The organism is Burkholderia sp. BCC1644 (genome assembly GCF_902833225.1).
Classification (GTDB): Bacteria; Pseudomonadota; Gammaproteobacteria; order Burkholderiales; family Burkholderiaceae; genus Burkholderia.
On sequence record NZ_CADFEI010000001.1, the window covers coordinates 356,040 to 380,890 of the forward strand.

The window sequence follows — 24,851 nt, forward strand, 5'->3', positions numbered from 1 at the left end:
CACGAAGCGTGCGCGTTAAATGGAAACGGCCGGCGCGTGAAGCGCCGGCCATGCGGTCATGCAATACGCGTCAGATCGCCGGGGCGGCGCTCAGTGCGGTGCCGAGCGTCGGGTCGAGGTACAGCGGCGTCGTGTTCGGCTTCGACGCGAAGTCGAACAGGTTGCGCAGGTCGCCGGCCGTCGCGTCGAACGAACCGCCGCCGATACGCTGGCCGCCGAGCCAGTTGTCCTCGATGAAGCGCACGACGGACGACTGGTCGAGCATCGTGTGGTCGACATAGTTCTGCTTCGCATACGGCGAGATCACGATCAGCGGAATGCGCACGCCCGGGCCGCAGCGGCCGTTCACGGTCGCGCCGTTCACGCCGGTGGTGCCGCCCGTGCCGCACTTGCCGGCGCCGTTGACCTGGTCGACCGGGTCCGACGACGCGCGCGTCGGCGCCGTGTACACGTGGTCGTACCAGCCGTCCGAGTCGTCATAGGTGACGATCACGGCCGTGTTCTGCCAGTCAGGCTGCTGCTGCAGGAAGTTGACGACCTTCGTCACGAACGCCTGCTCGTCGAGCGGATCCGAATAACCCGCGTGCGCATCCTGTGCGGCCGGCGCCTTCAGGTAGCTGACCGACGGGAAGTTGCCGGCCTTCACGGCGGCGAAGAAGTCGTCCGTGTCGTACTGGTGGTTCGCGGGCTCGGCGGTCTTGCCGTCGGCCTGAAGGCTCGAACCGATCGCCGCGACCGAGCTCGGGCGCGTGTGCTGCGGGTTCGACGTCGACGCGTAGTACTGGAACCAGTTGTGGTGCGGGATGTAGTCCGACGTCGCGGCGTTCACGGCGGTGGCGACCGTGCTGCGCGCGCAGCCCGTCGTGCCGTTGCCGTTGGTCGTCGACAGGTTGAAGCCGCCCATGAAGCCGCCCCACGTGATCTTCGCGCCGTTCAGCAGGTCGCCGATGTTCTTGCCGCTCATCAACGCCTGGTCGGTCGTGCTCGAGCAGACGTCGTTGCCGGGGTCGACGTCGTTGATCATCGTCAGGCCGCCCGCGCCGTCATTGATGTAGTACGAGCTCTTCGCGAGCGTCGACGGTTGCGCGGACGTCTTGACGATCTGCATCCCGTTGGTCTGGCCCGACACGACGTTCAGCGCGCCCGGCGTCGACGGGCCGTACGACGTCGTGTACATGTTGTCGCTCATTGCGAAGCGCTGCGCGTAGTTCCACAGTGCCGTCACGGTGTTGCCGTCGAAGTAGCCCATCACCTGGCCCTTCGTGCCGAACGCGCCGGCGCCGCCGGACGAGCCCTTGCCCGTGTACTTCGGGAACAGGTCGGCGAGACCGTTGTCCTCGGCCTGCTGCTCGGCCGTGTACGCGTGGTTCTGGTCGGCGGTGGCCGCCTGCGTGCGGTCGAGGCGGAACGGGTTCGCCGCGTCGGTGCCGTTGGCCGTGTTCGTGAAGTTGGGGTTCGCGGTGAGCAGCGTGCCCGTCAGCCCGTTCGGCGTCGGCGTGCCGGACTTCGCGCTGAACGCCGGTTCGCCCGACGGGTTCGTCGCGTTCGGGTAGGTGCCGAAGTAGTGGTCGAACGAGATGTTTTCGCCATAGATCACGACGACGTGCTTGATCGGCGTGGCGGTCTGCAGCGCATCCTGCGACGACACGGCAGGCGTCGACGTGGGATCGTCGCTGCCGCCGCAGGCGAACAGCGCCAGCGCTGCGGCTGCGCAGGCAGTGACGAGCAAGGCTTGACGGAACATCGGGAAACTCCAGGTAAGGTCTTCGATGGTGGAGAACGGCCCCGTCGCCGTGTCGGTTCGGCGCGGAGCTCGTGAGAGAGCACGCGCATTGAAACAGTCGCGTATGAAGATATGGGGACGGAGTGATTTCGCGAGGGTTGCGCTGCGGTATCGATTTCATTACGGCGCGACGCGACACGAAAGAGAACGGAAAGGGGCAGACCGCGTGCCACCCCGGCGTCACATTCGGCGGCGTGCGGGTGGCTGCCCCGGGAGCCAGGCAGGGCAGGCGAAAGGGCGTGGCCGGCCCATTCGTCTACGCAACGCGGTGCGACGCTTTTTTGACAATCCGGTTACGCATTCATACGATGAACGCCTGTCGCGCGCATCGCGTGATTTCCCACCGTCAGTGAGGCTTCAGCGTGCCGATCCCCGTTCTGTTTGCCGTTCTGTGCGCGGCGTTCCTGCATGCGTCATGGAATGCGCTCGTCCGCAGCAGCGGCGACCGGTTGCGCTCGGCCACGGTGCTGCAGATCGCGATCGGGGTGTTCGCGCTGCTGTTCCTGCCGGCCGCCGCGCCGATCACACCGGCGAGCTGGCTCTGCGTGGTCGCGTCGGCCGCGATCCACGTCGTCTATACGTTGCTGCTCGTGCGCGCGTACGAGCATGGCGACCTGACCGTCGCGTACCCGGTTGCGCGCGGCACCGCGCCGCTGCTCGTCACGCTCGGCGCGGCGGCGTTCGCGGGCGAGCACCTGAACGTCGGCGCGCAATGCGGGCTCGTGCTGATCTGCGCGGGCATCATGGCGATCGGGCTGGAGCGCGGGCGCGACGCGACGCACCGGATGAGGCAGGTGCTGCCGACGGCGTTCGCGACCGGCGTGTCGATCGCGGCGTACAGCGTGGTCGACGGAATCGGCGTGCGCGAGAGCGGCAACACGGTCGGCTATACCGCGTGGATGTTCGTGCTGACGGGCGCGATGATGGCCGCGTACTACCGGCTGCGCGCGGGGCCGCTGCGGCTCACGCAGGACGTAGGCGAGACGGCGAAGGCCGCGTGCGGCGGCGTGTTCGCGGCGCTCGCGTACGGCATCGTGATCTGGGCGATGGATCGTGCGCCGATGGGCCCGGTATCGGCGCTGCGCGAAACGAGCGTGGTGTTCGCGGCGCTGATTGCGCGCGTGTATCTCGGCGAGCGGCTGACGCCGCGCCGGGCGACGGGGTGCGCGGTGATCGCGGCGGGGGCGTTGCTGATCAGTGCGTTCGAAGCGGTGCGGTGAACGCGTTGGCCCGATGTGCCGGGCGTGTCGCCCGCCGCATCAGCTTTCCACCGGCATCGCACTCGTGCACTTGATCTCGTCGAGGCACACGCTGGAATGCACGCCGCTCACGCCGGGAATCCGCATCAGCGTTTCGAGCAGGAAAGTGGACAGCCCCTTCAGGTCGCGCGCGACGACCTTCAACACGTAGTCGATATCGCCCGTCACCGAGAAACATTCCTGGATCTGCGCGAGATCCGACACGAGTTTCTGGAACTTCGACAGGTCGCGGATATGCCCGCGCTCCATCGTCACGTGCACGAAAGCGGTGACGCCAAAGCCGAGCGTGTCGGGGCACAGCCGGGTTTCATAGCGGCGGATCGCGCCGATCTCCTCCAGCCGCCGGTGGCGGCGCAGTGTCTGCGCGGGCGACAGGCCGACGGCCTTCGCCAGATCGAGGTTCGACGCGCGGCCGTTCTCCTGCAGGATCGCGAGCAAGTGGCGATCGAGGCGATCCAGAACCGGTTCATGCATTTTTATTTCCTCATCCGTCTCCTGGATGCAATCTTATCTCATAATGTAGGGTTTGCATGAACGGGTTACGAAACCCGATTTCGCCGTCGCGACGCTAAACTGACGCCGGATTTTCGTGTGCGGCCGCAGCAATGCGGATGCGGCGAGGTCGGCGGCCGGTCTGGCGGGCACGCCGACGCGAATCGGGCGCCGCCACGCGAGGATTGCAGTCCCCCCAACCCGGCGGCTCCACGAACGGCCCCGGCACAGCAAAACAGCGCCCGGCACACCGAGGCGCGCCGCACCCCGCTGCAGGCGGAGGCGGACAGAGTGGAGAAGACATGGTTTCTGGAAACGAGAGCGACGGCCTGAAGCGCGGGCTGAAGAACCGGCACATCCAGCTGATTGCGCTCGGCGGCGCGCTCGGCACGGGGCTGTTCCTCGGCATCGCGCAGACGATCAAGATGGCGGGCCCGTCCGTGCTGCTCGGCTACGCGGTGGCCGGCATCGTCGCGTTCTTCATCATGCGCCAGCTCGGCGAGATGGTCGTCGACGAGCCCGTCGCCGGCTCGTTCAGCTACTTCGCCAACAAGTACGTCGGCCACTTCACCGGCTTCCTGTCGGGCTGGAACTACTGGGTGCTGTACATCCTCGTCAGCATGGCCGAGCTGTCGGCCGTCGGGATCTACGTGCAGTACTGGTGGCCCGGCGTGCCGACCTGGGTGTCGGCGCTGGTGTTCTTCGTCGCGATCAACCTGCTCAACCTGGCCAGCGTGAAGTCGTACGGCGAGACGGAATTCTGGTTCTCGATCATCAAGGTCGCCGCGATCGTCGGGATGATCGGCTTCGGCGGCTGGCTGCTCGCGAGCGGCCATGCGGGGCCGGAGGCGAGCGTCCGGAACCTCTGGCAGCACGGCGGCTTCTTCCCGAACGGCGTGTCGGGGCTCGTGATGTCGATGGCCGCCATCATGTTCTCGTTCGGCGGGCTGGAGCTGATCGGCATCACCGCGGCCGAGGCCGACGATCCGACGCGCAGCATTCCGCGCGCGACCAATCAGGTGATCTACCGGATCCTGATTTTCTACATCGGCGCGCTCGCGGTCCTGCTGTCGCTGTATCCGTGGGAAAAGGTCGTGACCGGCGGCAGCCCGTTCGTGCTGATCTTCCACGCGCTGAGCAGCAACGTGGTGGCCAACGTGCTGAACGTGGTCGTGCTGACGGCCGCGCTGTCGGTCTACAACAGCGGCGTGTACAGCAACAGCCGGATGCTGTTCGGCCTCGCGCGGCAGGGCAACGCGCCGAAGGTGCTGTGCTCGGTGAACAAGCGCGGCATTCCGCTCGCGGCGCTCGGCGCGTCGGCGCTCGCGACCGGCGCGTGCGTGCTGGTCAACTACTTCATGCCCGGCAAGGCGTTCGAGGTGCTGATGGGCCTCGTCGTGTCGGCGCTGATCATCAACTGGGCGATGATCACCCTGATCCACCTGAAGTTCCGCCAGGCGAAGCGCGCGGCCGGGGAGGAGACTTCCTTCCGCAGTCTGGGCTATCCTTTCACGAATTACCTGTGCCTGGCATTCATGGCCGGCATTCTCGTCGTGATGTACCTGACGCCGGATCTCCGCCTGTCGGTGTACCTGATCCCGGTATGGCTCGCGGTGCTCGCGGTCGGGTATCGCTTCCGTCAGAAGAATGCAGGCTATGCGGTGCGCGACGGCGCATCCGCACGCTGACGCAGGCCACGACCGATCACTCTTCCAAACGAGACCGACATAGCCATGTTCGAACACATCGACGCGTATCCGGGCGACCCGATCCTGACGCTGAACGAGAATTTCCAGAAAGATCCGCGCGACCAGAAGGTCAACCTGAGCATCGGGATCTATTTCGACGCCGAAGGCCGGATCCCGGTGATGGGCGCCGTGCGCGAAGCCGAAACCACGCTGCAGCGCGACAGCGGCCCGAAGCCGTACCTGCCGATGGTCGGCCTGGCCGCGTATCGCGACGCCGTGCAATCGCTCGTGTTCGGCGCCGATCACCCGGCCCGCGCGGCCGGCCGCATCGCGACGCTGCAGACGCTCGGCGGCTCGGGCGCGCTGAAGGTCGGCGCCGATTTCCTGAAGCGCTATTTCCCGGATGCGCAGGTGTGGCTCAGCGATCCGAGCTGGGAAAACCACCGCTTCATCTTCGAGCGTGCCGGCTTCACGGTGAACACGTACCCGTACTACGACGAGGCGACGGGCGGCCTGAAGTTCGACGCGATGCTCGCGGCGATCGACGCGCTGCCGGCGCGCAGCATCGTGCTGCTGCATGCGTGCTGCCATAACCCGACCGGGGTCGACCTCGACGAAGGCCAGTGGGAGAAGCTGATCGACGTGATCGAGGCGCGCGGGCTGCTGCCGTTCGTCGACATGGCGTACCAGGGCTTCGGCGCGGGCCTCGACGCGGACGCATTCGCGGTGCGCGAACTGGCCCGCCGCGGTGTGCCGGCACTGGTCGCGAACTCGTTCTCGAAAAACTTTTCGCTGTATGGCGAGCGCGTGGGCGGCCTGAGCGTCGTCTGCGAGGATGCGGCCGCGGCCGATCGCGTGCTCGGCCAGCTGGCCGGCGCCGTGCGCTCGAACTACAGCAACCCGCAGACCTACGGTGCGAAGGTCGTCGCGGCCGTGCTCGGCACGCCGGCGCTGCGCAAGCAGTGGGAAGAGGAACTGTCGGCGATGTGCCGCCGCATCGCGCGGATGCGCCAGTCGATCCATGACGGCCTGCGCGACCACGTCAGCGGCGAGGCGCTCACGCGCTACGTGAAGCAGCGCGGGATGTTCACGTACACGGGCCTGACCGAATCGCAGGTCGACGCGCTGCGCGAAGTGCACGGCGTGTATATCCTGCGCTCGGGCCGGATGTGCGTGGCGGGCCTGAATGATTCGAACGTCGGCATCGTCGCGGATGCGATCGGCAAGGTGCTGAAGAGCGGCGTCTGAGCGACGCGCGCCCCGGCGCGCACCGAACGATGCTGGATGAACCGGCTGTTTCCCGTCGCGGGAGCAGCCGGTTTTTTCTTGCGCGGCGGCAACGTGCGTTGGCCGACAGACACGCGTGCGCTTGCGGCGGTACGATCACGGCATCCGACGCAACACGAAAGGAGCGACATGGGCATCCGGATCATCCAGCTCGGCACGCCGCGCGCGGCCGGCGAGGGCCTGCGGATCGGCACGGTGCGGCGGCCGCCGCGTGGCGTACCGAAGGCGGAATTCGCGTCGCGCAACTACTATGATGTATGGTTGCCGACGCTGTCGCCGAGCGCCGAACTCGTTGCCCAGGCACAGGCCGCCAAAACCGACGCCGAATGGAATGCGTTCAAGCGCCACTTCCGCGCGGAGATGGCGCATGGCGATCCGGCGAAAGTGCTGGACCTGCTGGCGGCGCTGTCGGCCACCACGACGTTCTCGATCGGCTGCTATTGCGACGACGAGCGCCATTGCCACCGCAGCGTGCTGCGCGAGCTGCTCGCGGAGCGCGGTGCGGCGATCGAGCCCGACGCGGGCTGAAGCCGCGTCGTGCGGCAGCGTCATGATCGTGCGGTGCAGCGAACCGCTTGACGTGGGTCAAGCGCGCGGCCGCGCGCGCCACTATGCTCTCGTCATGGAGCCATCACGACGATGACAGGCCGACCGATGCACATTACCTTTCCGCCCGAGCCGCCCGAATATTGCGCGCGCGATCTGGTCGTCGCGTTTTCGGCGCTGGTCGACGGGCGTTGCGTACAGTGCGCGGTCACGGCCGAGGCGCTGGAAGACCATTTCGGCGCGCGGTCGCTGCTCGAACGCGACCTGCTGGCCGCATTCGATGGGCACCGGTCGGCGATCGAGGCGATGGCGCGACGGATGCTCGAGGAAATCGGCGGCCGGCCGGTGCTGCTGCACAGCGGTCACTTCCGGCTCGAAGACTGATATCGCAGGAGGGTGCATGACACTGCAGGGCAACATTCACGAACGCGACTGGTCGGTCGAAGTCGAGACGCGCCCGTGCGAATCGGGCGAGTTCCGCTGCCGCGTGTCCGTCGAGCACGGCGCCGGCGCCGCGCGGTTTCATCATACGTTCGAGCACAGCCATGCGTATCCGACCGAGCGCGAGGCCATGATCGAAGGGCTGCGCGCCGGCATGACCTGGATCGAGATGAAGACGTCGCAGGTCTTCAACGTATGAACGGCCCCGCGCCCGGCACGGCGCGGGAGGATGGTCGGCCGGGCAGCGAACGAAGCGTCGCGCCGCGCCACGGGAAACGCATGCCGCCGCATCGTGATGCGGGCGGCGCAAGCAAGGCGGTCGACGAGCGGGCGGCGCCGTCAGGAGAGTCGGACATGGGCGTGGGCATGCAGATCGCCTGCCGTGGATTTACGGGGACCGCAGCGGTCGAAGCCGAGGCCGGCGCGCAGCTGGTGCGGCTGGAACGGTTCCGCGCGCTGATCGACGGCTGCCACCTCGCGATCGAATCGCGCGCGGCGACCGATGGCGGGTGGCTGTACGACGTGCGGCTCGAGCTGGTGATGCACGACGCGGCGCTCAGGCCGCTGCCGCCGTGCGTCGGCAATGACGTCGACGATGCGCTGCGCCGCGCCTTCGCACAGGCCGAACAGGCGCTGATCGCGTGGCAGGCGAGCGGCGCAAGGGTGGCGCTGCGCGGGTGATCCGGCAGCGCGCGTCAGACACGCGCGAGCGCTTGTGCGTCGATGATGCGGACGCGCTTGCCGCGCGTTTCGACCAGCGCTTCGCGATGGAACCGCGAGAACATCCGGCTGACGGTTTCGAGCTTCATCCCGAGATAGCAGCCGATTTCCTCGCGCGTCATCCTCAGGTTGAATTCGGTCGCCGAATAGCCGCGCGCCTCGAAACGGGACGACAGGTTCAGCAGGAAATGCGCGACGCGCTGTTCGGCCGACATCGTGCCGAGCAGCAGCATCTGGCTCGATTCGCGGACGATCTCGCTGCTCAGCATCTGGTAGAGGAAGTGCTGCATCGGCTTCATCTCGCGGCACGCCGCTTCGAGCGCGCCGAACGGGATGATGCACACGACGCTGTCTTCCAGCGCGATCGCGTCGCAGCAATGCTGTCCGCCGCCGATGCCGTCCATGCCGAGCGTTTCGCCGGCGATCTGGAATCCCGTCACGTGCTCGCGGCCGTCGCGATGCATCATCACCGTCTTGAACGACCCCGCGCGCACCGCATAGATGCTCTGGAACGGATCGTCGATGCGGAACAGCGCGTCACCCTGGCGAACGTGCCGGGTCGTGCAGATGATCGCGTCGAGACGGCCGTATTCGGCGGCCGTCAGGTGCGGCGGCAGGCACATCGAGCGCATCGCGCAGGCCGAGCAGCGTGCGGCCGGATGTTTGGCGGCATCGGCGCGCGCGACCGCGCGCAGCGGAATCGTTGGCCGGGGTACGACGGAGACGTCGGCGGCGCAGGCGGTGGCTGTGGACATAAGTCACTCCGGCTCGTCAGGGGCGGTGCACGCGAGCGTGCACCAGGGATTCGATGACACGGCATGCAGCGTCGAATTCGACGGTCTTGTCGAAGAAGTAGTCGGCTCCCGCCGTCGCGCATGCCTCTCTGAATGCCGGCGCCGAATGATTCGTCAGCACGATCGTGACGATGCGCGGCGCGAGCCTGGACAGCATCCCGATCAGGTCGAGGCCGCTGCCGTCCGCGAGCCGCACGTCGACGATCACGACATCCGCCTGGCTGCTGCGGATATGCGTCCACGCGTCCTGGCCGTCTTCCGCTTCGCCCACGACGGCGACGCCGCGGATCGCGCCGACGAGCAGCGCGATCCGCTGCCGGACGGCGACGGCGTGATCGACGAGAAACACCCTGAGCGCGGCGGGTGACAGGCTGGCATTCATGCCGGCAGTATCGTGTTGCGCCGCCGAAATTGAAATCGGCCGAATTGGAAGTTTGTGTAGGCCGCTTCGACGCGTTGTAGGGCGTTTCCTACAACGCGTACGGGAAACCGCCGGAGCGGCTCCGATGTTGCGGTGCCGCGTGCGCGGCTGAAGGGCTTCGGCGCCGGGTCAGCCGGCCTTGCGCGCCGCGAGCGTATCGCGCGCCGTGCGGCAGGCGGCGAGATCCCACGCGGCACAGCCGACACTCTTGAACAGCAGCGGCCCGCCGCGCGTGAAGGTGCCGTTCAGCACGTCGGCGAGCGACGCGACGTGCTGCCAGTCGACCTGCGCGACGATCAGGTCGCCGGCCTCGTGGCGCGCGCCGGCCGGATCGTCGACGACGAGCCGGCTGCCGTGCACCGTGTTCGCGTCGATTTCGGCGGCATCGGCGGTAAACGCCCCGACGCCGACCACGAGCCGGCCTTCGCGCGCGGCTTCCCGGTAAACAGGCGTGCGGCTCGTCGTCAGCGTGACGACGACATCGATCGCGTCGGGAATCGCGTCGCCTTCGAGCGGCACGAGCCGCGGCGCCTGCGCGCGGTTCGCCGCGCAGAAGGCGGCCGCGCTGTCGGCGTTCGTGCCGCGCACGTGAAGGCGCGCGTCGGGGAAGATCGCCGCGAGCGCTTCCGCGTGATTGGCCGCCTGCTTGCCGGTGCCGATCAGCAGGATGTCGTGCGGTGCGGCGCCATGCAGCGCCCGGATGCCGAGCGCGGTGATGGCCGCCGTGCGGCGCCCGGTGACCGTCGGGCCGTCGAGCACGAAGCGCATCTCGCCCGTGTTCGCGTCGTACGCGGTGACCTGGCCGAGAATCGTCGGCAGTCCGCGCGCGCCGTTGCCGGGGCACACGTTCACGAGCTTGTGGCTCGCGAGGTCGCGCGCGCTCGACGGCATCGACAGCATCACGCCGCCGCCCTGCAGCGGCACGACCAGGCGCTCGGGGCTGACGATCTCGCCCGCCGCATACTCGGCGACGGCTTGTCTGAGCGTGGCGAGCAGCGCCGGGTAGTCGAGCAGCGCGGCCGTGTCGGCCGCATCGAAAACGGGAATCGGGGAAGGGGAAGTCATCGTGTGCGTCGTATGCGTCGTGAGCGTGGACGGCGGGCGCATGCCGCGCCCGCCACAGGGTTGCCGGATACCGTGACACAGGGCAGCGTGGATCGAATCTATACCACTTTCTGGCGCACCCGCAACCCAGAAAATAAAGCACGTCGCCGGTTTTGGTTCTAATATCTGTCCAGAAGGCCCCCCGCAGCCTCGATGCCGGCGCGCTCCGGTATAGTGCGAACCCATTCCAGATTCACGCCCGCGACCGGGCAGGAGCCACACGATGATGTCCGCGCGTCCCGACTTACTCGAAGGCGGTTTCAAACCGCTGCAGATCTACGAGCAGGTGGCCGAGAAGATTCGCGACGAGATCCGCGCGGGGCGCTATGCCGCCGAGTCGCGGCTGCCGTCCGAGCGCGAGCTCGCGGGGCTGTTCCAGGTCGGCCGGCCGGCCGTGCGCGAAGCGCTCGGCGCGCTGCAGAACGAGGGGCTCGTGTTCACGAAGCGCAATTCGGGCACCTACGTCGTCGCGTCGCCGCTCGACGTGCTCGCCGAGCGCGGCGACACGCACAACGCGTCCGAAGCCGATTTCAGCCCGACGTCGACCCTCGACGTGCGGTTGATCCTCGAGCCCGCGATCGCGCGTCTCGCGGCCGGGCAGGGCCGGCCCGATCCCGGCGCCGAACGCTATCTGGCACAAATGGAAACCATCACCGACGTCGACGATCCGCATCAGCGCGCGCTGTGGAACGAGAGCGACCGGCTGTTCCACCGGCAGCTCGCGCTGATGACCGGCGATGCGCTGATCGTGAAGATCGCAGACGAAGTCGCGAAGACGATGGACCAGCCGCTGTGGAAACGCCTGAAGGACGACGGCATCTACGACGCGGGCCGGATCCGGCTCTACGTGTCCGAGCACCGGTTGATTTACGAGGCGATCGTGTCGGGCGACGCCGACGCGGCGGCGTTCTATGTCGAGCAGCACATCCGCCGTGTGCGGCGCGACATCACGCCGAAGTGACCGCGCCAGCGTCGTTCTGGTCTGAAAATTGACCAGAATCGAAGATTTTATTTTGAAATTGCTTGCATGGTGACCACGCGTGTCCTACATTGGTTTCACACAAAACCAATCAGGAGACATCATGCGACACCTCGTTACCGCGCTTTCGGTGGCCATCGCCGCCGGTGCGCTGACTTCCGCCCACGCGCAGGAAGTCGTGATGATCGGCCATTCGGCGCCGCTGACGGGCCCGCAGGCCGCGAACGGCAAGGACAATGAAAACGGCGCGCGCCTCGCCGTCGACGAACTCAACAAGGCCGGCATCAAGGTCGCCGGCAAGACCGTCACGTTCAAACTGGTTTCCGACGACGACCAGGCCGACCCGAAGGCCGGCGTACAGGTCGCGCAGAACCTCGTCGACAAGGGCGTCGTCGCGGTGCTCGGGCCGTACAACTCGGGCGTCGCGATTCCCGCGTCGCGCGTGTATTCGACTGCCGGCGTGCCGATCCTGCCGGTCGCGTCGAACCCGGCGCTGACGAAGCAGGGCTTCAAGAACATCTTCCGGATCGGCGCGAGCGACGAACAGCTCGGCGGCACGATGGCCACGTTTGCCGCGAAGACGCTGAATGCGAAGACCGCCGCCGTGATCGACGATCGCACCGCGTACGGGCAGGGCGTCGCCGAGCAGTTCATGAGCGTCGCGAAGGCGAACGGAATCAAGATCGTCGACCAGGAATACACAAGCTCGTCGGCCACCGATTTCCTCGGCATTCTCACCAAGATCAAGGCCAGCAACCCCGACGTGATCTTCCTCGGCGGCTATGCGGCGCAAGGCGCGCCGATGGCCAAGCAGATGAAGCAGCGCGGTCTGCGCGCGAAGCTGCTCGGCGGCGACGGCATCTGCTCGGCCGACATGGGCAAGGTCGCGGGCGACGCGGCATCGATCGTCTACTGCGCGCAGGGCGGCGTCGCGCTCGAGAAGACGGCGGCCGGCCGCGAGTTCCTGAAGAAGTACCACGACACGTATCACACCGATCCGCAGGTCTACGGCGTCAACTACTACGACGGGATGAAGCTGCTCGCCGACGCGATGGTCAAGGCCGGCACGACCACCGACAAGGCGAAGCTGATCGCGCAGCTCGCGAAGTCGAACTACGCGGGCGTCGCGGGCACCTATTCGTTCGATGCGAACGGCGACCTGAAGGGCGCGCCGACGACCGTCTACGTGATCCGCAACGGCCTGCCGGAGCCGTATTCGAAGTAATCGCCACACCAGCCTGTCACCGGACGGCGGCGCGACCGCCGTCCTTCGTTTCCAAGCATCCGATTCGACATGAAAATTTCCCGATCCCTTTCCACCGTCGAAGTCCATACGGGCGGCGAAGCGTTCCGCATCGTCACGAGCGGGCTGCCGCGCCTGCCAGGCGACACGATCGTCCAGCGCCGCGCGTGGCTCAAGGAGAACGCCGACGAGATTCGCCGCGCGCTGATGTTCGAACCGCGCGGCCACGCCGACATGTACGGCGGCTACCTGACCGAGCCGGTCTCGCCGAATGCCGATTTCGGCGTGATCTTCGTGCACAACGAAGGCTACAGCGACCATTGCGGGCATGGCGTGATCGCGCTGTCGACCGCTGCGGTCGAACTCGGCTGGGTGCAGCGTACGGTGCCGGAAACGCGGGTCGGTATCGACGCGCCGTGCGGCTTCATCGAGGCGTTCGTCAAGTGGGACGGCGAGCATGCGGGACCCGTGCGCTTCGTCAACGTGCCGTCGTTCATCTGGCAGCGCGACGTGTCGGTCGAGACGCCGTCGTTCGGCACCGTGACCGGCGACATCGCGTACGGCGGCGCGTTTTATTTCTACGTCGACGGCGCGCCGTTCGACCTGCCGGTGCGCGAGTCGGCCGTCGAGAAGCTGATCCGTTTCGGCGCGGAAGTGAAGGCCGCCGCGAACGCGAAGTACCCGGTCGTGCATCCGGAGATTCCGGAAATCAACCATATCTACGGCACGATCATCGCGAATGCGCCGCGCCATCCGGGCTCGACGCAGGCGAACTGCTGCGTGTTCGCGGATCGCGAGGTCGACCGCTCGCCCACGGGCTCCGGCACCGGCGGGCGCGTCGCGCAGCTGTACCAGCGCGGGCTGCTCGCGGCCGGCGACACGCTCGTCAACGAATCGATCGTCGGCACGGTCTTCAAGGGGCGCGTGCTGCGCGAAACGACGGTCGGCGACATTCCGGCCGTGATTCCGGAAGTGGAAGGCAGCGCGCATATCTGCGGGTTCGCGAACTGGATCGTCGACGAACGCGATCCGCTCACCTATGGATTCCTCGTCCGCTGAGCAGCGGCGCCGATCGGCCGCCCTCGCGCGGTTTCCCGGTTGTAGTACCAGGTTTGGCGCGTCGTTCCCGTTACGGGGCACGCGCCTTTTTTGCGTGCGAAACGCGGGTACGGCCATGCGGTGCATGCCGGCGCGACGCCGCCGCGGGCCGGCGGGCCGCGCGAGTTTGGTACGATGCACCCTTTTCAGTCGAGCTCCACCCGCGTGAATCGCCGAAACGTGTCGTCAGTGCGTGCCTTCTGTGCCAGATGGGTCGCGCGCGCCCAACCCGTCGCGGCTGCCGCCGTCGCGCGGGTCAAGCCTCTCGCCGCCACCGCGTGGCGCCATGTCCGTCACCCGACGCGCCGCGGCGTGCTGCTCACGGCTGCCGCCGTGCCGGCGCTGTTCCTGGTGTACGTGGTCGTGCTGATTCCGTTCACGCCGGGCATCGGCGACATCCGCAAGGCGCGCGTCGACCAGCCCGCACAAGTGCTGTCCGCCGACGGCAAGCTGCTGGCCGAATTCAAGCCGTCGAACCGCGAGTGGGTGCCGCTCAAGCAGATCTCGCCGCACATGGTCGACGCGCTGATCGCGACCGAGGATCACCGCTTCTACGAGCATCACGGCCTCGACTGGAAGCGCACGGCGTCGGCCGCGCTCCATACCTTCTCGGGCAGCCGCCAGGGCGGCTCGACGATCACGCAACAGCTCGCCCGCAACCTGTATCCGGACGAGATCGGCCGCGCGCCGACGCTCACGCGCAAGGTGAAGGAGGCGATCACCGCGCTGAAGATCGAGGCGGTCTACAGCAAGGACCAGATCCTCGAGACCTACCTGAACACGGTGCCGTTCCTGTACAACGCGTACGGCGTCGAGATGGCCGCGCGCACCTATTTCGACAAGTCGGCCGACGAGCTCGACGTGCTCGACAGCGCGACGCTCGTCGGGATGCTGAAGGGCAACAGCTATTACAACCCGGTGCTGAACCCCGAGCGCGCGCTGCAGCGGCGCAACACGGTGCTCGGCCAGATGGTGAAGTACGGCAAGCTGTCGCCCGCGCAGTTCGCGCAATTGCAGCGCCGGCCGCTGCGCATCGACTTCGAGCGCCAGAAGGAGCCGCCGGGGCCGGCGCCGCATTTTGCGCAGCAGCTGCGCAAATGGCTGATCGCATGGGCCGACCGCAACGACTACAACATCTATTCGGACGGGCTGATCGTGCGCACGACGATCGACTCGCGGCTGCAGCAGATGGCGACGCAGGCGCTCACGTTGCAGGGCAACCAGCTGCAGGGCATCGCGAATAACGCATGGAGCGGCCGCGACGGCTGCGGCACCGACAACGAGGTGTTCCGCACCTTCATGCGCGAGTCGCCCGAGTACAAGGCCGCGCAGGACGCCGGCAAGGACGACGCGGCCGCGATGAAGCTGCTCGCGGGCGACCGCGGCTTCATGCGTGCGCTGTGCAAGGCGAAGACCGACGTGCAGGCCGGCTTCCTCGCCATCGACCCGCGCGACGGGCAGATCCGTGCGTGGGTCGGCAGCCGCGATTTCACCAGCGAGCCGTTCGACCACGTCGCGCAGGCGCGACGCCAGCCGGGCTCGACGTTCAAGCCGTTCGTCTATGGCGTCGCGTTCGCGAACGGGATGAAGCCGGACGACACGTTCATCGACCAGCCGGTCGAGATCCCGCTGAAGGGCGGCGAGATCTGGCGGCCGAACGACGACGTGCCGCCGACCGGCAAGCCGATGACGCTGCGCGACGCGATCGCGCTGTCGCGCAACCGGATCACCGCGCAAGTGATGGAGAAGGTCGGGCCGGCCGCCGTCGCACGGCTCGCACGCGACATGGGCGTGCGCGAAAGTCCGCTCGAACGCGTGCCGTCGCTCGCGCTCGGCACGAGTCCCGTCACGCTGAAGGAAATGGTCGCGTCGTACGCGACGATCGCGAACGGCGGGCTGTACGTCGAGCCGCAGATGGTCACGCGCATCGAGAACCGCCAGGGCGAGGTGCTCGCCGAATACGCGCCGGCGCCGCCCGAGCGCGCACTCGACGCCGAAACCGACAAGACCCTGCTCGGTGTGATGCGCGACGTCGTCACGCGCGGCACCGGCGGCAGCATCCGCACGCGCTTCGGGATCCGCGGCGACGTGGCCGGCAAGACCGGCACGACGCAAGACAACGCGGACGGCTGGTTCATCCTGATGCAGCCGGGCCTCGTTGCCGGCGCGTGGGTCGGCTTCGACGACGGCCGCGTGACGCTGCGCAGCGATTACTGGGGGCAGGGCGCGCACAGCGCGCTGCCGATCGTCGGCGATTTCTTCCAGCGCGCGCAACGTGCCCGGATCGTCGACGCGAAGGCGAAATTCGATACCGAGCCGTCACCCGGCTGGTTCGCCTCGCTGCGCGAGCGCGTGACGGACCTGTTCGACACGTGGTTCCCGCCCGAACCGAAGAAGGCGCCCGCGCCCGGCAGGGCGCAGCGAATCGAGCGTCCGCCCGAAGCCGACGAAGGCGCGGCATCGGACGCGTCGGCGGCGTCGGCGCCCGAAGCCGCGTCCGGCGGTGTCGTCGAGGAGTGGGTGCCGGCATCCGAAGTGGCCGCATCGGCCGCTGCCTTGTCGGCGGGCGCCTCGCAACCGCAGCCCGCGCAGCCGCCGGCGAGCGCCAGCATGACAAGCGGCAGCAGCGCGGGCATCGGCGCAGCGTCGCCCGCCGCACCGGTCCAGCCTCCCGCGCCGTCCGCTCCCGACGCGACCGGCGCGTCGCAGTAACGAAGCCGTTCAGATTTCGCGCGATGCTGCCGTAATCAAGTTGTCACGACAGCTCGCGCGGTCGCTCCGCGCCTTTCCGATGCGGCTTCCCACCGACTACGTCGCGCTCGCGCGCGACGATCTCACCGCCGGCGTTCCGCTCGGCTTCGATCTCTACGATGCCGACGGCGCGGCGCTGCTGCCGGCCGGCACGACACTGCGCGACGCCGCGCAGCATGCGTTCCTGTTCGATCATTTCCGGCCCGTGCGCCGGCGCGATGACGCCGAAGCCGAGCCGCACGCGCCAGACGCGGTGCCGCACGCCACGCGGATGGGATTGTCGGCGGGCGCCGCGATCGGCATTCGCCGCCGGGTCGGCACGACCCGCGCGTTGCAGCGCTGCCGGCTGATCGGCGTCGCTGCGTCGGGCGCGCTGTTCGTCGAACCGAAGCCCGCGGCCGTACTCGAATTCGCGCGCGGCGACGACATCGAGGCGGTCGCGATCGGCCGCGCCGCGGTGTCCCGTTTCGGCGCGACGGTCGAGGCGGTGCAGGCATCGGGCGCCACACCGTTCATGATCCTGTCGCCGCCCGGCTTCGTCGACCGGCTGCGCACGCGCGCGGAACCGCGCGTACCGGTGCGGATCGCGGCCTGCTGCGCCGGTGGCGCCGAGGGGGTGGAAGGCATCGGGATGGTGCACGACATCAGCCTGAGCGGGCTGTCGATTGCCGTCGACCGGCCGATCGCGGCAACCGGCGAGCCGTTGCGCGTGTTGCTTCCGTTCGAAACGGGCGGACGCGTCGAGTTGCTGGCGCTGGACGGCACCGTGCGCGCCGTGCATGCCGATCCGTCTGCGCCGGCGCTGACGCTGCATCACGCGGCATTCGGCGAAACCGCCGATGGCGATCTGGTCCGCCTGAAGGCGCTGCTGTTCGACCGGCTGATGGCATCGGTGGATACCGACCACCTGCGCTGACACGTAGCGGGGTCCGCAACGAGGTATTCGGTGCGCGAACGCCGATAATCGTCTGATGATTCGGCTTATTCCCGCGAGATTGTACGGTTTCCGTCAACAGTGAATTTGCGATTTAAGTATTTACCCTGATAGCCGCGCCTCCTAGACTTCTACTCATGCGCAACGACCTCGAGTCCGAAGCGCCTGACAAAACAATCCTGGAGGTAACGCATCATGAAATCGCTGATCAAGGCAGTTGCACTGGCCGCCCTGGTGGCCGCACCGGTCGTCTCGTTCGCCCAATCGAACCAGCAGCCGCTGACGCGCGCGCAAGTGCGCGCCGAGCTGGTCCAGCTCGAAAAGGCCGGCTACAACCCGAACGACTGGATGAACTACCCGGAAAACATCCAGGCCGCGCAGGCCAAGATCGCCGCCGCGCAGAACACCGGCGCGCAAGCCGACGCCACGGGCTACGGTGCGAATGCCGCCGCCACGTCGCAGTCGGGCCAGCGCGTGGCCGTGCCGGCCGCCGCCGATCGCTCGTCGGTGTACTTCGGCCACTAAGCCGGCAAGCACCCGCGAGGGTGCCCGGCTCGTCGCTTCCCCTGAACCCGCGCACGGTAGCCGCCGTGCGCGGGTTTTGCATTTCCGGGGCCGGTCGGCATCACGATCCGGCCTCGGCGTGGCGGGCGCGGCTAGCCAGCACGGCGGCGACACCGCCGAGGATGGCGGCCGACGCGAGCGCGAGCCGCCAGGTCGGCTGTTCCGACAAAAACAGCACCGCGCCGACTGCGGCGATCGGCGGCACCGACAACTGGACCGCCGCGGCGCGCATCGCGGTCAGGTACCGCAGCGCGGCATACCAGATCACGTAGCCGATCCCGGATGTCAGTGCGCCGGACAGCACGGCGAGCACGATGCCGGCCGGCGTCAGGTGAATGCGGGCGGCAAGGGCGGCGCTCAGCGCGAGCGCCAGCGGCGCGGCCCGCATGAAATTGCCGGCCGTCGCCGCAACCGGGTCGGACGTTCGACGGCCGCGTATCGAATAGATGCCCCACGCAATGCCGGCGACCGTCATCAGCGCGGCGCCGGTCGGCGTCGGTGCGGCCAGCCCCGGTGAGACGAGATACAGCAACCCGGCCAGCGCCGCGCCGAACCCGGCCCAGCCGGCGGGAGCAAACCGTTCGCCGGCGCGCCATCCGGCCGCGAACATCGTCAGCTGCACCGCGCCGAACAGGATCAGCGCGCCGGTGGCTGCGCTGACGGTCAGGTACGCGAACGAGAAGCACGCGACATACGCGAACAACATGACTGCCGCGGGCCAGTCCGCAGGCTGGGCGGACCGCCGCGCACCCGCGCGTGCGACGATCGCGAGCATCAGCGCGCCCGACACGAGGCGCACGCTGCCGAAGCTGGCCGCGTCGATCCGGCCGGCTTGCAGCGCGAGGCGGCACAGCAGCGAGTTCGATGCGAACGCAAGCATTGCGACCGACGTCAGCGCGGCGACGCGCGCGCCCGGCCGGACATGCGACGCGAGGGCGGAAGCAGGCGGGCGCATGGCGGGCCTCACGCGTGACCGGCGACGATCAGCACGGCCGCGCCGAACAGCGCGGCACCGAGCGGCGCGGTGAGCAGCCGCCCCCACACGGCATTCTTTTCGATGGCCATCAGCGCGGCGAGCGCCAGCATCCAGCCGAGGCTGCCTGCGCCGACGACGAACATCAGCAGCATCAGCGCCCAGCAGCACCCGACGCAGAACAGCCCGTGGCTGGCGCCCAGCGCGAACGCGTGTCGCAGCGGCGCGCGTCCGCGCCAATGCCCGATCACGAAACCGAGCGGGGTGCGGCAACGCTCGAGGCAGCGTGCCTTCAATCCACTGAACTGAAACGCGCCGGCAAGCGCGAACACGGCCGCGCCGATCAGCCAGCCGCGCCACGCAAGCGCCGGCACGTGCGCGACGCCCGTCAGCAGCAGCGCGTGCAGTCCGTGCGCGACCAGACCGAAGCCGCCCCATGCCGCGACGTAGCCGAGACCGACGAGGGCGAGCAGCCACGCGCGGTCGGGGCGGTCCGACACGACGCGCGCGAACGTGTCGAACAGCGTCAGCGTCGTCGGCAGCATCATCGCGAGGATCATCAGCGTCCAGGCTGCCGCATCGAACGCGGCCGGCAACCACAGTGCGCCACCCGGCAGCGCGCGGCACAGCGTGCTGAACGGCAAGGACGCCGCGTCGTCGCCGTGCTCGAGATAACGCCCGTACGGGCTGCGCGTCCACGCCCACAGCGTGACCCACGCGAACCCGACGAGACTCGCGAGCACGAACGGAAACAGGCGCCGGTGCAACCGCGCGGCCATGGTCGTTTACGTGCGGCCGCGATTCATGCGTCGAACAGGAACGTGCTCTGCAACGCGTTGTGGTCCTTCAGGTCGACGTCGATGCCGATCGCCGCGTTCTTCGACCGGTAGACCGGCGCCTTGCCGACGAATACGGGAGCGCCGGGCACCGTCGAGAACACGGTGTCGGCCAGCGTCGTCTGCGCGCCGCTCGGGCCGAGGTATGGTTCGAGTTCCGCATGGTAATCGGTGCCGATCGACAGCGTGCCGCGGGCGCCGACGACATCGAACCTGATCGGCGCACGTTCGACCGACACGACCTTGCCGATCAGTTTCGCGAGCTCGGCGATCGGGCCGCCGGCCTGGCCCGTATAGACCTTGAGCAGCGCCTGCTCCTGCGCCTCCGACGCCGTGTCGCTGACGTAGATCGCGGCCGTCCAGTTGCCTTGCAGGATGTTGCCCGGTACGCGGCACACCGCGGCGATCGTGTTGCCGCCGACGTCGATGCCGTCGACGGTGCCCTTGTCGACATGCCACGCGACGATGGTGTCGCAGACGCCGAAATCCGGATCCTCGCCGATCCAGCACGGGCACAGTACGCGACAGTTGCAGACCTCGAGCAGACGGCCTTCAAGGTGATAGCTCATGATTTCCTCCAGGTGAGCGACGGCGCTTGCGCGTTGTGCTGGGCGGAGGAAACCGGCTGACGAAACGTCATGCCCGCTCGGCGTCGCGAACGCGAAATGCGCTGAGGAATGCGGCGGAAGCGAAGACGGGATGGATGCGATAGCGCGGCCTGAAACGGCGTATCGATTTTCAAGTGTAGGCGTGCGGGGACGATATGCAAGGCGCCTGCTGACAAGCGTCCGCGCGTGCGCTAGCATCGCGGACGGTGTCGCCGCGCGCCGAGGCGCGGCAGGGCAACCGGCCCGGCACCGGGTTCCGCATTTCAACGAACAACAAGGAGCATCCATGCGTGTCTCGACCGGTCTGCTGTGCTCGCTGGCGCTGCTGGCGAACGTCGCCCATGCGCAGGCGAATTGCGCGGACGCGACGGATCAGGCGGCGATGACGGCATGTGCCGATCGCGCGTACAAGAAATCCGACGGGGAGCTGAACCGCACCTACCAGGCCGTCACCGCGCGTCTGCACGATGCGCGGCCGCTGGCCGACAAGCTCGTGAACGCGCAGCGTGCATGGATCGCGTACCGCGATGCCGAATGCGGTTTCTCGAGCGCGAATGCCGAGGGCGGCAGTGCGTACCCGATGGTCGTCTCGACCTGCCTCGACGATCTGACGAAAGTGCGCACCGAAACGCTGAAGGGCTATCTGTCCTGCGAGGAAGGCGACCTGGCGTGCCCGGTGCCAGGCAAGTAAAACGTCACGCGCCATTCAACCGGCCGCGCGTCACGCGGCCGGCGAGGCACGCCATCCGCGGCTAGACGTCGTCCGTTTCGTCGAGCAGCTTGTGCCGCATCGCGTACCGCACCAGCGCGGCCTCGTGCGGCATCTGCATCTTTTCCAGGATCCGCGTCTTGTAGGTGCTGACGGTCTTTGCGCTCACGCACAGCGCATTCGCGATCTCGGTCAGCGTCTGGCCGGCTGCGATGCGCCGGAACACGTCGAATTCGCGATCGGACAGCCGCTGGTGCGGCAGCGTCTCGGCCGGCTCGTTCAGGCTCTGCGCGAACTGCTCGGCCATCGCAAGGCTCACGTAGACGCCGCCCGACGCGACCTTCGTCACCGCGCCGACCAGCTCGGCACTCGCGCTTTCCTTCGTCAGATAGCCGGACGCGCCCGCGCGGAACGCACGCACCGCGTATTGCTGCTCCGCGTGCATCGTCAGCACGAGCACGCGCAGCGCGGGCTTCTCGTCCTTGATCTGCTTGATCAGTTCGACGCCGTTGCGGCCCGGCATCGACAGGTCGAGCACGAGCACCTGCGCGGGTGTCGAGCGCACGAGCGCGATCGTCGACGGGCCGTCGCAGGCTTCGCCGGCCACCTCGAATCCGGTGGCGTTCTGGAGGATGTGCCGCAGACCGTCGCGTACGAGCGTATGGTCGTCGGCGATGAGCACCTTGATCATGTGATGAGCGTTTCCTGTTGAACGGTACTGAGCGGGAATGCAACGGTAATCGAGAAGCCGCGCGCGAGCGCAGTGTCGATCGTCACGGTGCCGCCGAGCATGTGTGCGCGTTCGCGAATGCCGATCAGGCCGAACGATTTGTCCTCGTGGGCCGGACCGCCGGGCGCCGCGCCGCGGCCGTTGTCCGCGACGCGCAGCACGCAGAAGCCTTCCTCGATGTCGAGCCGCAGCGCGACGCGCGTCGCATCCGCATGGCGCGCGACGTTCGTCAGCGCTTCCTGGACGATGCGGAACAGCGTGGTCGCGCCCGCACTGGTGAACGAGAGGCCGCCCGTTTCGATGTGGCGCTCGACATCGATCCCGTAGCGGTTCGTGAAATCGTTCGCGAGCCATTCGATCGCGGGCACGAGGCCGAGATCGTCGAGCATCACCGGGCGCAGGTCGGCCGCGATGCGCCGCACCGACGCGACCGTCGCATCGATCAGCCGCCGCATGCCCTGCAGGTGCGTCTGCACGTCCTCGTCGGGCTGCGCGCGACCGGGCACGCGCAACTGCTGGTCGACGACCGACAGGTCCATCTTCAGCGCGGTGAGCTGCTGGCCGAGGTCGTCGTGCAGTTCGCGCGCGATCCGCGTCTTTTCTTCTTCGCGCACGTTCTGCAGGTTCGCCGACAGTTCGCGCAATTCCTCGCGCGACTGCTTCAGCGCGTTCTCGGCGCGCAACCGCTCGGTGATGTCGCGCAGCATCACGGTGTAGAGCTTGCCCGACGCGTCGCGGATCTGCGAGATCGACGCCTCGATCGGGAATTCCTCGCCGTTGGCGCGCAGACCGAACAGTACGCGCTGACGGCCCATCTGCCGTTCGGACACGCCCGTCACGCCGAACTGGTCGACGTGCTTCGCGTGCGCGGCGCGGAACCGCTCGGGGATGAAGCGCGACAGCGGCGCGCCGATCGCCTCCATCGCGGACACGCCGAACACCTGCTCGGCCATCGGATTGAAGATCACCACCGTCTGCTTCTCGTCGATCGTGATGATCGCTTCCATCGACGAACGGATGATGCCCATCATCCGCGCCTCGTTGAGGATGCCGCGGCTGCTCGCGCCGGCATCGGCAGTCGCGCCGGACCGGCGGCGCTGCAGCGCATGGACGAGCGCCGCGAACGCGAACGACGCGATCAGCCCCGCGGCGAGCACGGTGCCGGCCGCGCGCTGCGCGCCGGTCGCGCTCGGGCGGCCGTCCGCGGAATAGGCGAGGGTCAGCGCGGTACCGCCGAAATTCAGCACGTCGGTGCGTCGCATCAGGTCGGGCGATGCCGACGCTTCGTCGGTCGTCGACTCGACGCTGACGATCGCGCGCGGATCGCCGCCGGCCGTCAGCCAAAGGTCGATTCCGCGTTCCGCGTCGAGCGCGCGCTCAACCAGGCGCCGCGGGCTCAGCGCCGCGAACAGCACCCCGTCGACGCCGGCTTCGCGCGTGCCGGACGGCGTGACGGCCGCGTGCGGCGACATGGTCACGGGCAGGAACAGCGTCAGCGTGCGGGCGTCGCGGGAGGTGTCGTCGTCGGCCGGGTGGACGCCGAGCGCGATGTCGCCGGTCTGCAGCGCGCGCGTCAGCGGCGCCGCGTCGGATACGCCGAAGCGGACGACCGGCGAGTTCGAGACGGGCGCGCTGAGCGCCGCGGTCGCGAGCGGACCGGCCGGCAGCGGCTTCGCGCCGGCGAGCCCGCCGCGTACGGCCGGCGACAGCGGCGCATAGCCGATCTGCCGGACCGGCGAGCGGGCGCTGTCGAGATCGAGCGTCTCCGCATACCGGCGCCATTGTTCGGGCGTCATGTCCGGGACGAGCCCGAACGCGCCGCGCGCGCCTTCGAGCACGGCAACGCCGGTCTGCAACTCGTGGCGCAGCATCGCGGTCACGTGTGTCGTGCGGCGTTCGAAGCGCGTATGGACGGCGCCTTGCCACTGCTCGCGCACGAGCAGCGCGACGCCGAGCGACAGCACGGCGCCGGCGCACAGCGCAACGACGCCAGCCGCGAGCGGCTGGCGTAACATGGTCTGGAGGCGCGTGGGCCCTCGGGCGTCACGCGTCGGGGTTCCACTGGCGGTCATTCAATGGCCATTCTGTTGGTCGGGCTGCCCGGGGCACTCGGGCAGCGCGGCAAAACCGGGGAAAACTCGCACCGGCTGCGTGCAACGTCTATTTTCAAGATGAAATTGTGCGCGTTTTACACGTTTTTTGTAATAGGGTCACCTGAAATTGCGGCAAACGGCGTGAAGCAGCGGGCACGCCGGCCGCGTTTGACGCGCGTCAAGAGGCGCGTCGGCACGTGGGGCAGACTGTTCGGCAGGCAAGCCGGCACCGGGCCGGCTTGCGATGACGGGCCGCCGTGGCGCGATGCGCGACGCGTGCCCGGTCGGAGGGACGGACCATGTACAAGCGGATTTTCGTCGGGCTCGACGGTAGCCCGAGCGCGCGTCTCGCGCTGAACGAGGCGATCCGGATCGCGGCGGCGTCCGGCGGTGAAGTCACCTGCGCGTATGTCGTCGAGCACCGGCCGCAGCTCGTCGACGTCGACGCGGGCTTCGCGGCCGAGCGCGACGGCGATGCGGCCGCGACCGATGCCGTGACGCCGGTGCTCGACGACGCGAAAGCGGTGCTCGCGCAGCAGCATGTGACGGGCACCGTGCGCGCGCTCGACGCATACGGCGAGGATGTCGCCGCCGTGCTGATGCGCACGGCGGCCGAAGCCGACGCGGACCTGATCGTGATGGGCACGAGCGGCCGGCACGGCCTGCGCCGGCTGCTGCTCGGCAGCGTCGCGGAATCGCTGCTGCGTGCGGCCGACCGGCCCGTGCTGCTGGTGCGGCACAACGAACCCGGTACGCCGGCCGCTGCGTAGCACGCGGTGCGGCGCAGAAGCAGGTGCT

Annotated in this window: 25 protein-coding genes; 15 read left to right on the top strand and 10 right to left on the bottom strand. The window is 68.2% G+C overall.

Annotated features, from left to right (window positions below):
- Positions 1-70 precede the first annotated feature (70 nt).
- Positions 71-1,744 carry an alkaline phosphatase family protein gene (locus HWX87_RS01540; RefSeq protein ID WP_176045335.1) on the bottom strand — a complete coding sequence of 558 codons (1,674 nt, stop codon included), beginning with the start codon at positions 1,742-1,744 and terminating at the stop codon, positions 71-73.
- Positions 1,745-2,145: 401 nt separating this feature from the next.
- Here HWX87_RS01540 and HWX87_RS01545 point away from each other — a divergent pair, with 401 nt between their 5' ends.
- Positions 2,146-3,003: an EamA family transporter gene (locus HWX87_RS01545; RefSeq protein WP_176045336.1), complete on the top strand. Its 858-nt coding sequence runs from the start codon at positions 2,146-2,148 to the stop codon at positions 3,001-3,003.
- Between the two features lie 39 nt (positions 3,004-3,042).
- Here HWX87_RS01545 and HWX87_RS01550 read toward each other — a convergent pair whose 3' ends face one another.
- Positions 3,043-3,516, bottom strand: coding sequence for an Lrp/AsnC family transcriptional regulator (locus tag HWX87_RS01550; protein WP_059853705.1), 474 nt, complete (start codon positions 3,514-3,516; stop codon positions 3,043-3,045).
- 320 nt (positions 3,517-3,836) lie between these two features.
- On the opposite strand from HWX87_RS01550, the gene HWX87_RS01555 reads away from it, so the two are divergent.
- The 6 genes from HWX87_RS01555 (at position 3,837) to HWX87_RS01580 (ending at position 8,177) form a co-directional block, all read left to right on the top strand.
- Entirely contained in the window at positions 3,837-5,222 is a 1,386-nt protein-coding gene (locus HWX87_RS01555) for an amino acid permease (RefSeq protein WP_176045337.1), read from the top strand.
- A 45-nt stretch (positions 5,223-5,267) separates the two neighbouring features.
- Positions 5,268-6,470 (top strand): amino acid aminotransferase, encoded by a 1,203-nt coding sequence (locus tag HWX87_RS01560; protein ID WP_176045338.1) that lies wholly within the window; start codon positions 5,268-5,270, stop codon positions 6,468-6,470.
- Positions 6,471-6,638: 168 nt separating this feature from the next.
- Positions 6,639-7,037 carry a DUF488 family protein gene (locus HWX87_RS01565; protein WP_176045339.1) on the top strand — a complete coding sequence of 133 codons (399 nt, stop codon included), beginning with the start codon at positions 6,639-6,641 and terminating at the stop codon, positions 7,035-7,037.
- A gap of 111 nt (positions 7,038-7,148) precedes the next feature.
- Entirely contained in the window at positions 7,149-7,439 is a 291-nt protein-coding gene (locus HWX87_RS01570) for a DUF1488 domain-containing protein (RefSeq protein WP_176045340.1), read from the top strand.
- A gap of 16 nt (positions 7,440-7,455) precedes the next feature.
- Positions 7,456-7,695: a hypothetical protein gene (locus tag HWX87_RS01575; protein ID WP_034191426.1), complete on the top strand. Its 240-nt coding sequence runs from the start codon at positions 7,456-7,458 to the stop codon at positions 7,693-7,695.
- A gap of 155 nt (positions 7,696-7,850) precedes the next feature.
- Positions 7,851-8,177: a metal ABC transporter ATPase gene (locus HWX87_RS01580; RefSeq protein ID WP_176045722.1), complete on the top strand. Its 327-nt coding sequence runs from the start codon at positions 7,851-7,853 to the stop codon at positions 8,175-8,177.
- A gap of 14 nt (positions 8,178-8,191) precedes the next feature.
- Here HWX87_RS01580 and HWX87_RS01585 read toward each other — a convergent pair whose 3' ends face one another.
- The 3 genes from HWX87_RS01585 to lhpI all read right to left on the bottom strand — a co-directional run bounded on the left by HWX87_RS01585 (position 8,192) and on the right by lhpI (position 10,496).
- Positions 8,192-8,971, bottom strand: a complete 780-nt coding sequence (locus HWX87_RS01585; protein WP_176045341.1) for a helix-turn-helix domain-containing protein — start codon at positions 8,969-8,971, stop codon at positions 8,192-8,194.
- 16 nt (positions 8,972-8,987) lie between these two features.
- Positions 8,988-9,392, bottom strand: a complete 405-nt coding sequence (locus HWX87_RS01590; RefSeq protein WP_176045342.1) for a response regulator transcription factor — start codon at positions 9,390-9,392, stop codon at positions 8,988-8,990.
- A 168-nt stretch (positions 9,393-9,560) separates the two neighbouring features.
- Positions 9,561-10,496, bottom strand: a complete 936-nt coding sequence (gene lhpI, locus HWX87_RS01595) for a bifunctional Delta(1)-pyrroline-2-carboxylate/Delta(1)-piperideine-2-carboxylate reductase (protein WP_176045343.1) — start codon at positions 10,494-10,496, stop codon at positions 9,561-9,563.
- Positions 10,497-10,758: 262 nt separating this feature from the next.
- Between lhpI and HWX87_RS01600 the strand changes: the two genes are divergently transcribed.
- The 6 genes from HWX87_RS01600 (at position 10,759) to HWX87_RS01625 (ending at position 18,065) form a co-directional block, all read left to right on the top strand.
- Positions 10,759-11,496, top strand: coding sequence for a GntR family transcriptional regulator (locus HWX87_RS01600; RefSeq protein WP_176045344.1), 738 nt, complete (start codon positions 10,759-10,761; stop codon positions 11,494-11,496).
- A 121-nt stretch (positions 11,497-11,617) separates the two neighbouring features.
- On the top strand, positions 11,618-12,739 hold the full coding sequence (locus HWX87_RS01605; protein ID WP_176045345.1) for a branched-chain amino acid ABC transporter substrate-binding protein: 1,122 nt from the start codon (positions 11,618-11,620) through the stop codon (positions 12,737-12,739).
- Positions 12,740-12,808: 69 nt separating this feature from the next.
- The gene (gene lhpH, locus HWX87_RS01610; RefSeq protein ID WP_176045346.1) at positions 12,809-13,816 is read left to right on the top strand and encodes a trans-3-hydroxy-L-proline dehydratase; all 1,008 of its coding nucleotides are present in this window, start codon (positions 12,809-12,811) and stop codon (positions 13,814-13,816) included.
- Between the two features lie 174 nt (positions 13,817-13,990).
- Positions 13,991-16,567, top strand: coding sequence for a transglycosylase domain-containing protein (locus HWX87_RS01615; protein WP_176045347.1), 2,577 nt, complete (start codon positions 13,991-13,993; stop codon positions 16,565-16,567).
- Positions 16,568-16,646: 79 nt separating this feature from the next.
- The gene (locus HWX87_RS01620; protein WP_176045348.1) at positions 16,647-17,522 is read left to right on the top strand and encodes a PilZ domain-containing protein; all 876 of its coding nucleotides are present in this window, start codon (positions 16,647-16,649) and stop codon (positions 17,520-17,522) included.
- Positions 17,523-17,735: 213 nt separating this feature from the next.
- Entirely contained in the window at positions 17,736-18,065 is a 330-nt protein-coding gene (locus HWX87_RS01625) for a DUF4148 domain-containing protein (protein ID WP_176045349.1), read from the top strand.
- Positions 18,066-18,165: 100 nt separating this feature from the next.
- Here the strand turns inward: HWX87_RS01625 and HWX87_RS01630 are convergent, their stop codons facing one another.
- From HWX87_RS01630 to HWX87_RS01640, 3 genes are read right to left on the bottom strand one after another with little or no spacing between them, the layout of a single operon-like run.
- Positions 18,166-19,059 (bottom strand): DMT family transporter, encoded by an 894-nt coding sequence (locus HWX87_RS01630; protein WP_176045350.1) that lies wholly within the window; start codon positions 19,057-19,059, stop codon positions 18,166-18,168.
- Positions 19,060-19,067: 8 nt separating this feature from the next.
- Positions 19,068-19,856, bottom strand: coding sequence for a DUF2182 domain-containing protein (locus HWX87_RS01635; protein WP_176045351.1), 789 nt, complete (start codon positions 19,854-19,856; stop codon positions 19,068-19,070).
- A 23-nt stretch (positions 19,857-19,879) separates the two neighbouring features.
- A complete protein-coding gene (locus HWX87_RS01640) occupies positions 19,880-20,482 on the bottom strand; it encodes a DUF1326 domain-containing protein (protein WP_176045352.1) in 603 nt (200 codons plus the stop codon).
- Between the two features lie 325 nt (positions 20,483-20,807).
- Between HWX87_RS01640 and HWX87_RS01645 the strand changes: the two genes are divergently transcribed.
- Entirely contained in the window at positions 20,808-21,212 is a 405-nt protein-coding gene (locus HWX87_RS01645) for a lysozyme inhibitor LprI family protein (protein ID WP_176045353.1), read from the top strand.
- Between the two features lie 61 nt (positions 21,213-21,273).
- Here the strand turns inward: HWX87_RS01645 and HWX87_RS01650 are convergent, their stop codons facing one another.
- Both HWX87_RS01650 and HWX87_RS01655 read right to left on the bottom strand, forming a co-directional pair.
- The gene (locus HWX87_RS01650; RefSeq protein WP_176045354.1) at positions 21,274-21,921 is read right to left on the bottom strand and encodes a response regulator transcription factor; all 648 of its coding nucleotides are present in this window, start codon (positions 21,919-21,921) and stop codon (positions 21,274-21,276) included.
- Positions 21,918-24,032 carry a PAS domain S-box protein gene (locus tag HWX87_RS01655; protein WP_176045355.1) on the bottom strand — a complete coding sequence of 705 codons (2,115 nt, stop codon included), beginning with the start codon at positions 24,030-24,032 and terminating at the stop codon, positions 21,918-21,920. The genes HWX87_RS01650 and HWX87_RS01655 overlap by 4 nt, the downstream gene beginning before the upstream one ends.
- Positions 24,033-24,352: 320 nt before the next feature.
- On the opposite strand from HWX87_RS01655, the gene HWX87_RS01660 reads away from it, so the two are divergent.
- Positions 24,353-24,823: a universal stress protein gene (locus HWX87_RS01660; RefSeq protein WP_176045356.1), complete on the top strand. Its 471-nt coding sequence runs from the start codon at positions 24,353-24,355 to the stop codon at positions 24,821-24,823.
- Positions 24,824-24,851 lie beyond the last annotated feature (28 nt).

Coding starts and splice junctions, on each gene's coding strand:
- HWX87_RS01540 (WP_176045335.1), bottom strand. CDS start 1,744: ATGTTCCGTCAAGCCTTGCTCGTCACTGCCTGCGCAGCCGCAGCGCTG.
- HWX87_RS01550 (WP_059853705.1), bottom strand. CDS start 3,516: ATGCATGAACCGGTTCTGGATCGCCTCGATCGCCACTTGCTCGCGATC.
- HWX87_RS01555 (WP_176045337.1), top strand. CDS start 3,837: ATGGTTTCTGGAAACGAGAGCGACGGCCTGAAGCGCGGGCTGAAGAAC.
- HWX87_RS01560 (WP_176045338.1), top strand. CDS start 5,268: ATGTTCGAACACATCGACGCGTATCCGGGCGACCCGATCCTGACGCTG.
- HWX87_RS01565 (WP_176045339.1), top strand. CDS start 6,639: ATGGGCATCCGGATCATCCAGCTCGGCACGCCGCGCGCGGCCGGCGAG.
- HWX87_RS01570 (WP_176045340.1), top strand. CDS start 7,149: ATGACAGGCCGACCGATGCACATTACCTTTCCGCCCGAGCCGCCCGAA.
- HWX87_RS01575 (WP_034191426.1), top strand. CDS start 7,456: ATGACACTGCAGGGCAACATTCACGAACGCGACTGGTCGGTCGAAGTC.
- HWX87_RS01580 (WP_176045722.1), top strand. CDS start 7,851: ATGGGCGTGGGCATGCAGATCGCCTGCCGTGGATTTACGGGGACCGCA.
- HWX87_RS01585 (WP_176045341.1), bottom strand. CDS start 8,971: ATGTCCACAGCCACCGCCTGCGCCGCCGACGTCTCCGTCGTACCCCGG.
- HWX87_RS01590 (WP_176045342.1), bottom strand. CDS start 9,392: ATGAATGCCAGCCTGTCACCCGCCGCGCTCAGGGTGTTTCTCGTCGAT.
- lhpI (WP_176045343.1), bottom strand. CDS start 10,496: ATGACTTCCCCTTCCCCGATTCCCGTTTTCGATGCGGCCGACACGGCC.
- HWX87_RS01600 (WP_176045344.1), top strand. CDS start 10,759: ATGATGTCCGCGCGTCCCGACTTACTCGAAGGCGGTTTCAAACCGCTG.
- HWX87_RS01605 (WP_176045345.1), top strand. CDS start 11,618: ATGCGACACCTCGTTACCGCGCTTTCGGTGGCCATCGCCGCCGGTGCG.
- lhpH (WP_176045346.1), top strand. CDS start 12,809: ATGAAAATTTCCCGATCCCTTTCCACCGTCGAAGTCCATACGGGCGGC.
- HWX87_RS01615 (WP_176045347.1), top strand. CDS start 13,991: ATGCACCCTTTTCAGTCGAGCTCCACCCGCGTGAATCGCCGAAACGTG.
- HWX87_RS01620 (WP_176045348.1), top strand. CDS start 16,647: ATGCGGCTTCCCACCGACTACGTCGCGCTCGCGCGCGACGATCTCACC.
- HWX87_RS01625 (WP_176045349.1), top strand. CDS start 17,736: ATGAAATCGCTGATCAAGGCAGTTGCACTGGCCGCCCTGGTGGCCGCA.
- HWX87_RS01630 (WP_176045350.1), bottom strand. CDS start 19,059: ATGCGCCCGCCTGCTTCCGCCCTCGCGTCGCATGTCCGGCCGGGCGCG.
- HWX87_RS01635 (WP_176045351.1), bottom strand. CDS start 19,856: ATGGCCGCGCGGTTGCACCGGCGCCTGTTTCCGTTCGTGCTCGCGAGT.
- HWX87_RS01640 (WP_176045352.1), bottom strand. CDS start 20,482: ATGAGCTATCACCTTGAAGGCCGTCTGCTCGAGGTCTGCAACTGTCGC.
- HWX87_RS01645 (WP_176045353.1), top strand. CDS start 20,808: ATGCGTGTCTCGACCGGTCTGCTGTGCTCGCTGGCGCTGCTGGCGAAC.
- HWX87_RS01650 (WP_176045354.1), bottom strand. CDS start 21,921: ATGATCAAGGTGCTCATCGCCGACGACCATACGCTCGTACGCGACGGT.
- HWX87_RS01655 (WP_176045355.1), bottom strand. CDS start 24,032: ATGACCGCCAGTGGAACCCCGACGCGTGACGCCCGAGGGCCCACGCGC.
- HWX87_RS01660 (WP_176045356.1), top strand. CDS start 24,353: ATGTACAAGCGGATTTTCGTCGGGCTCGACGGTAGCCCGAGCGCGCGT.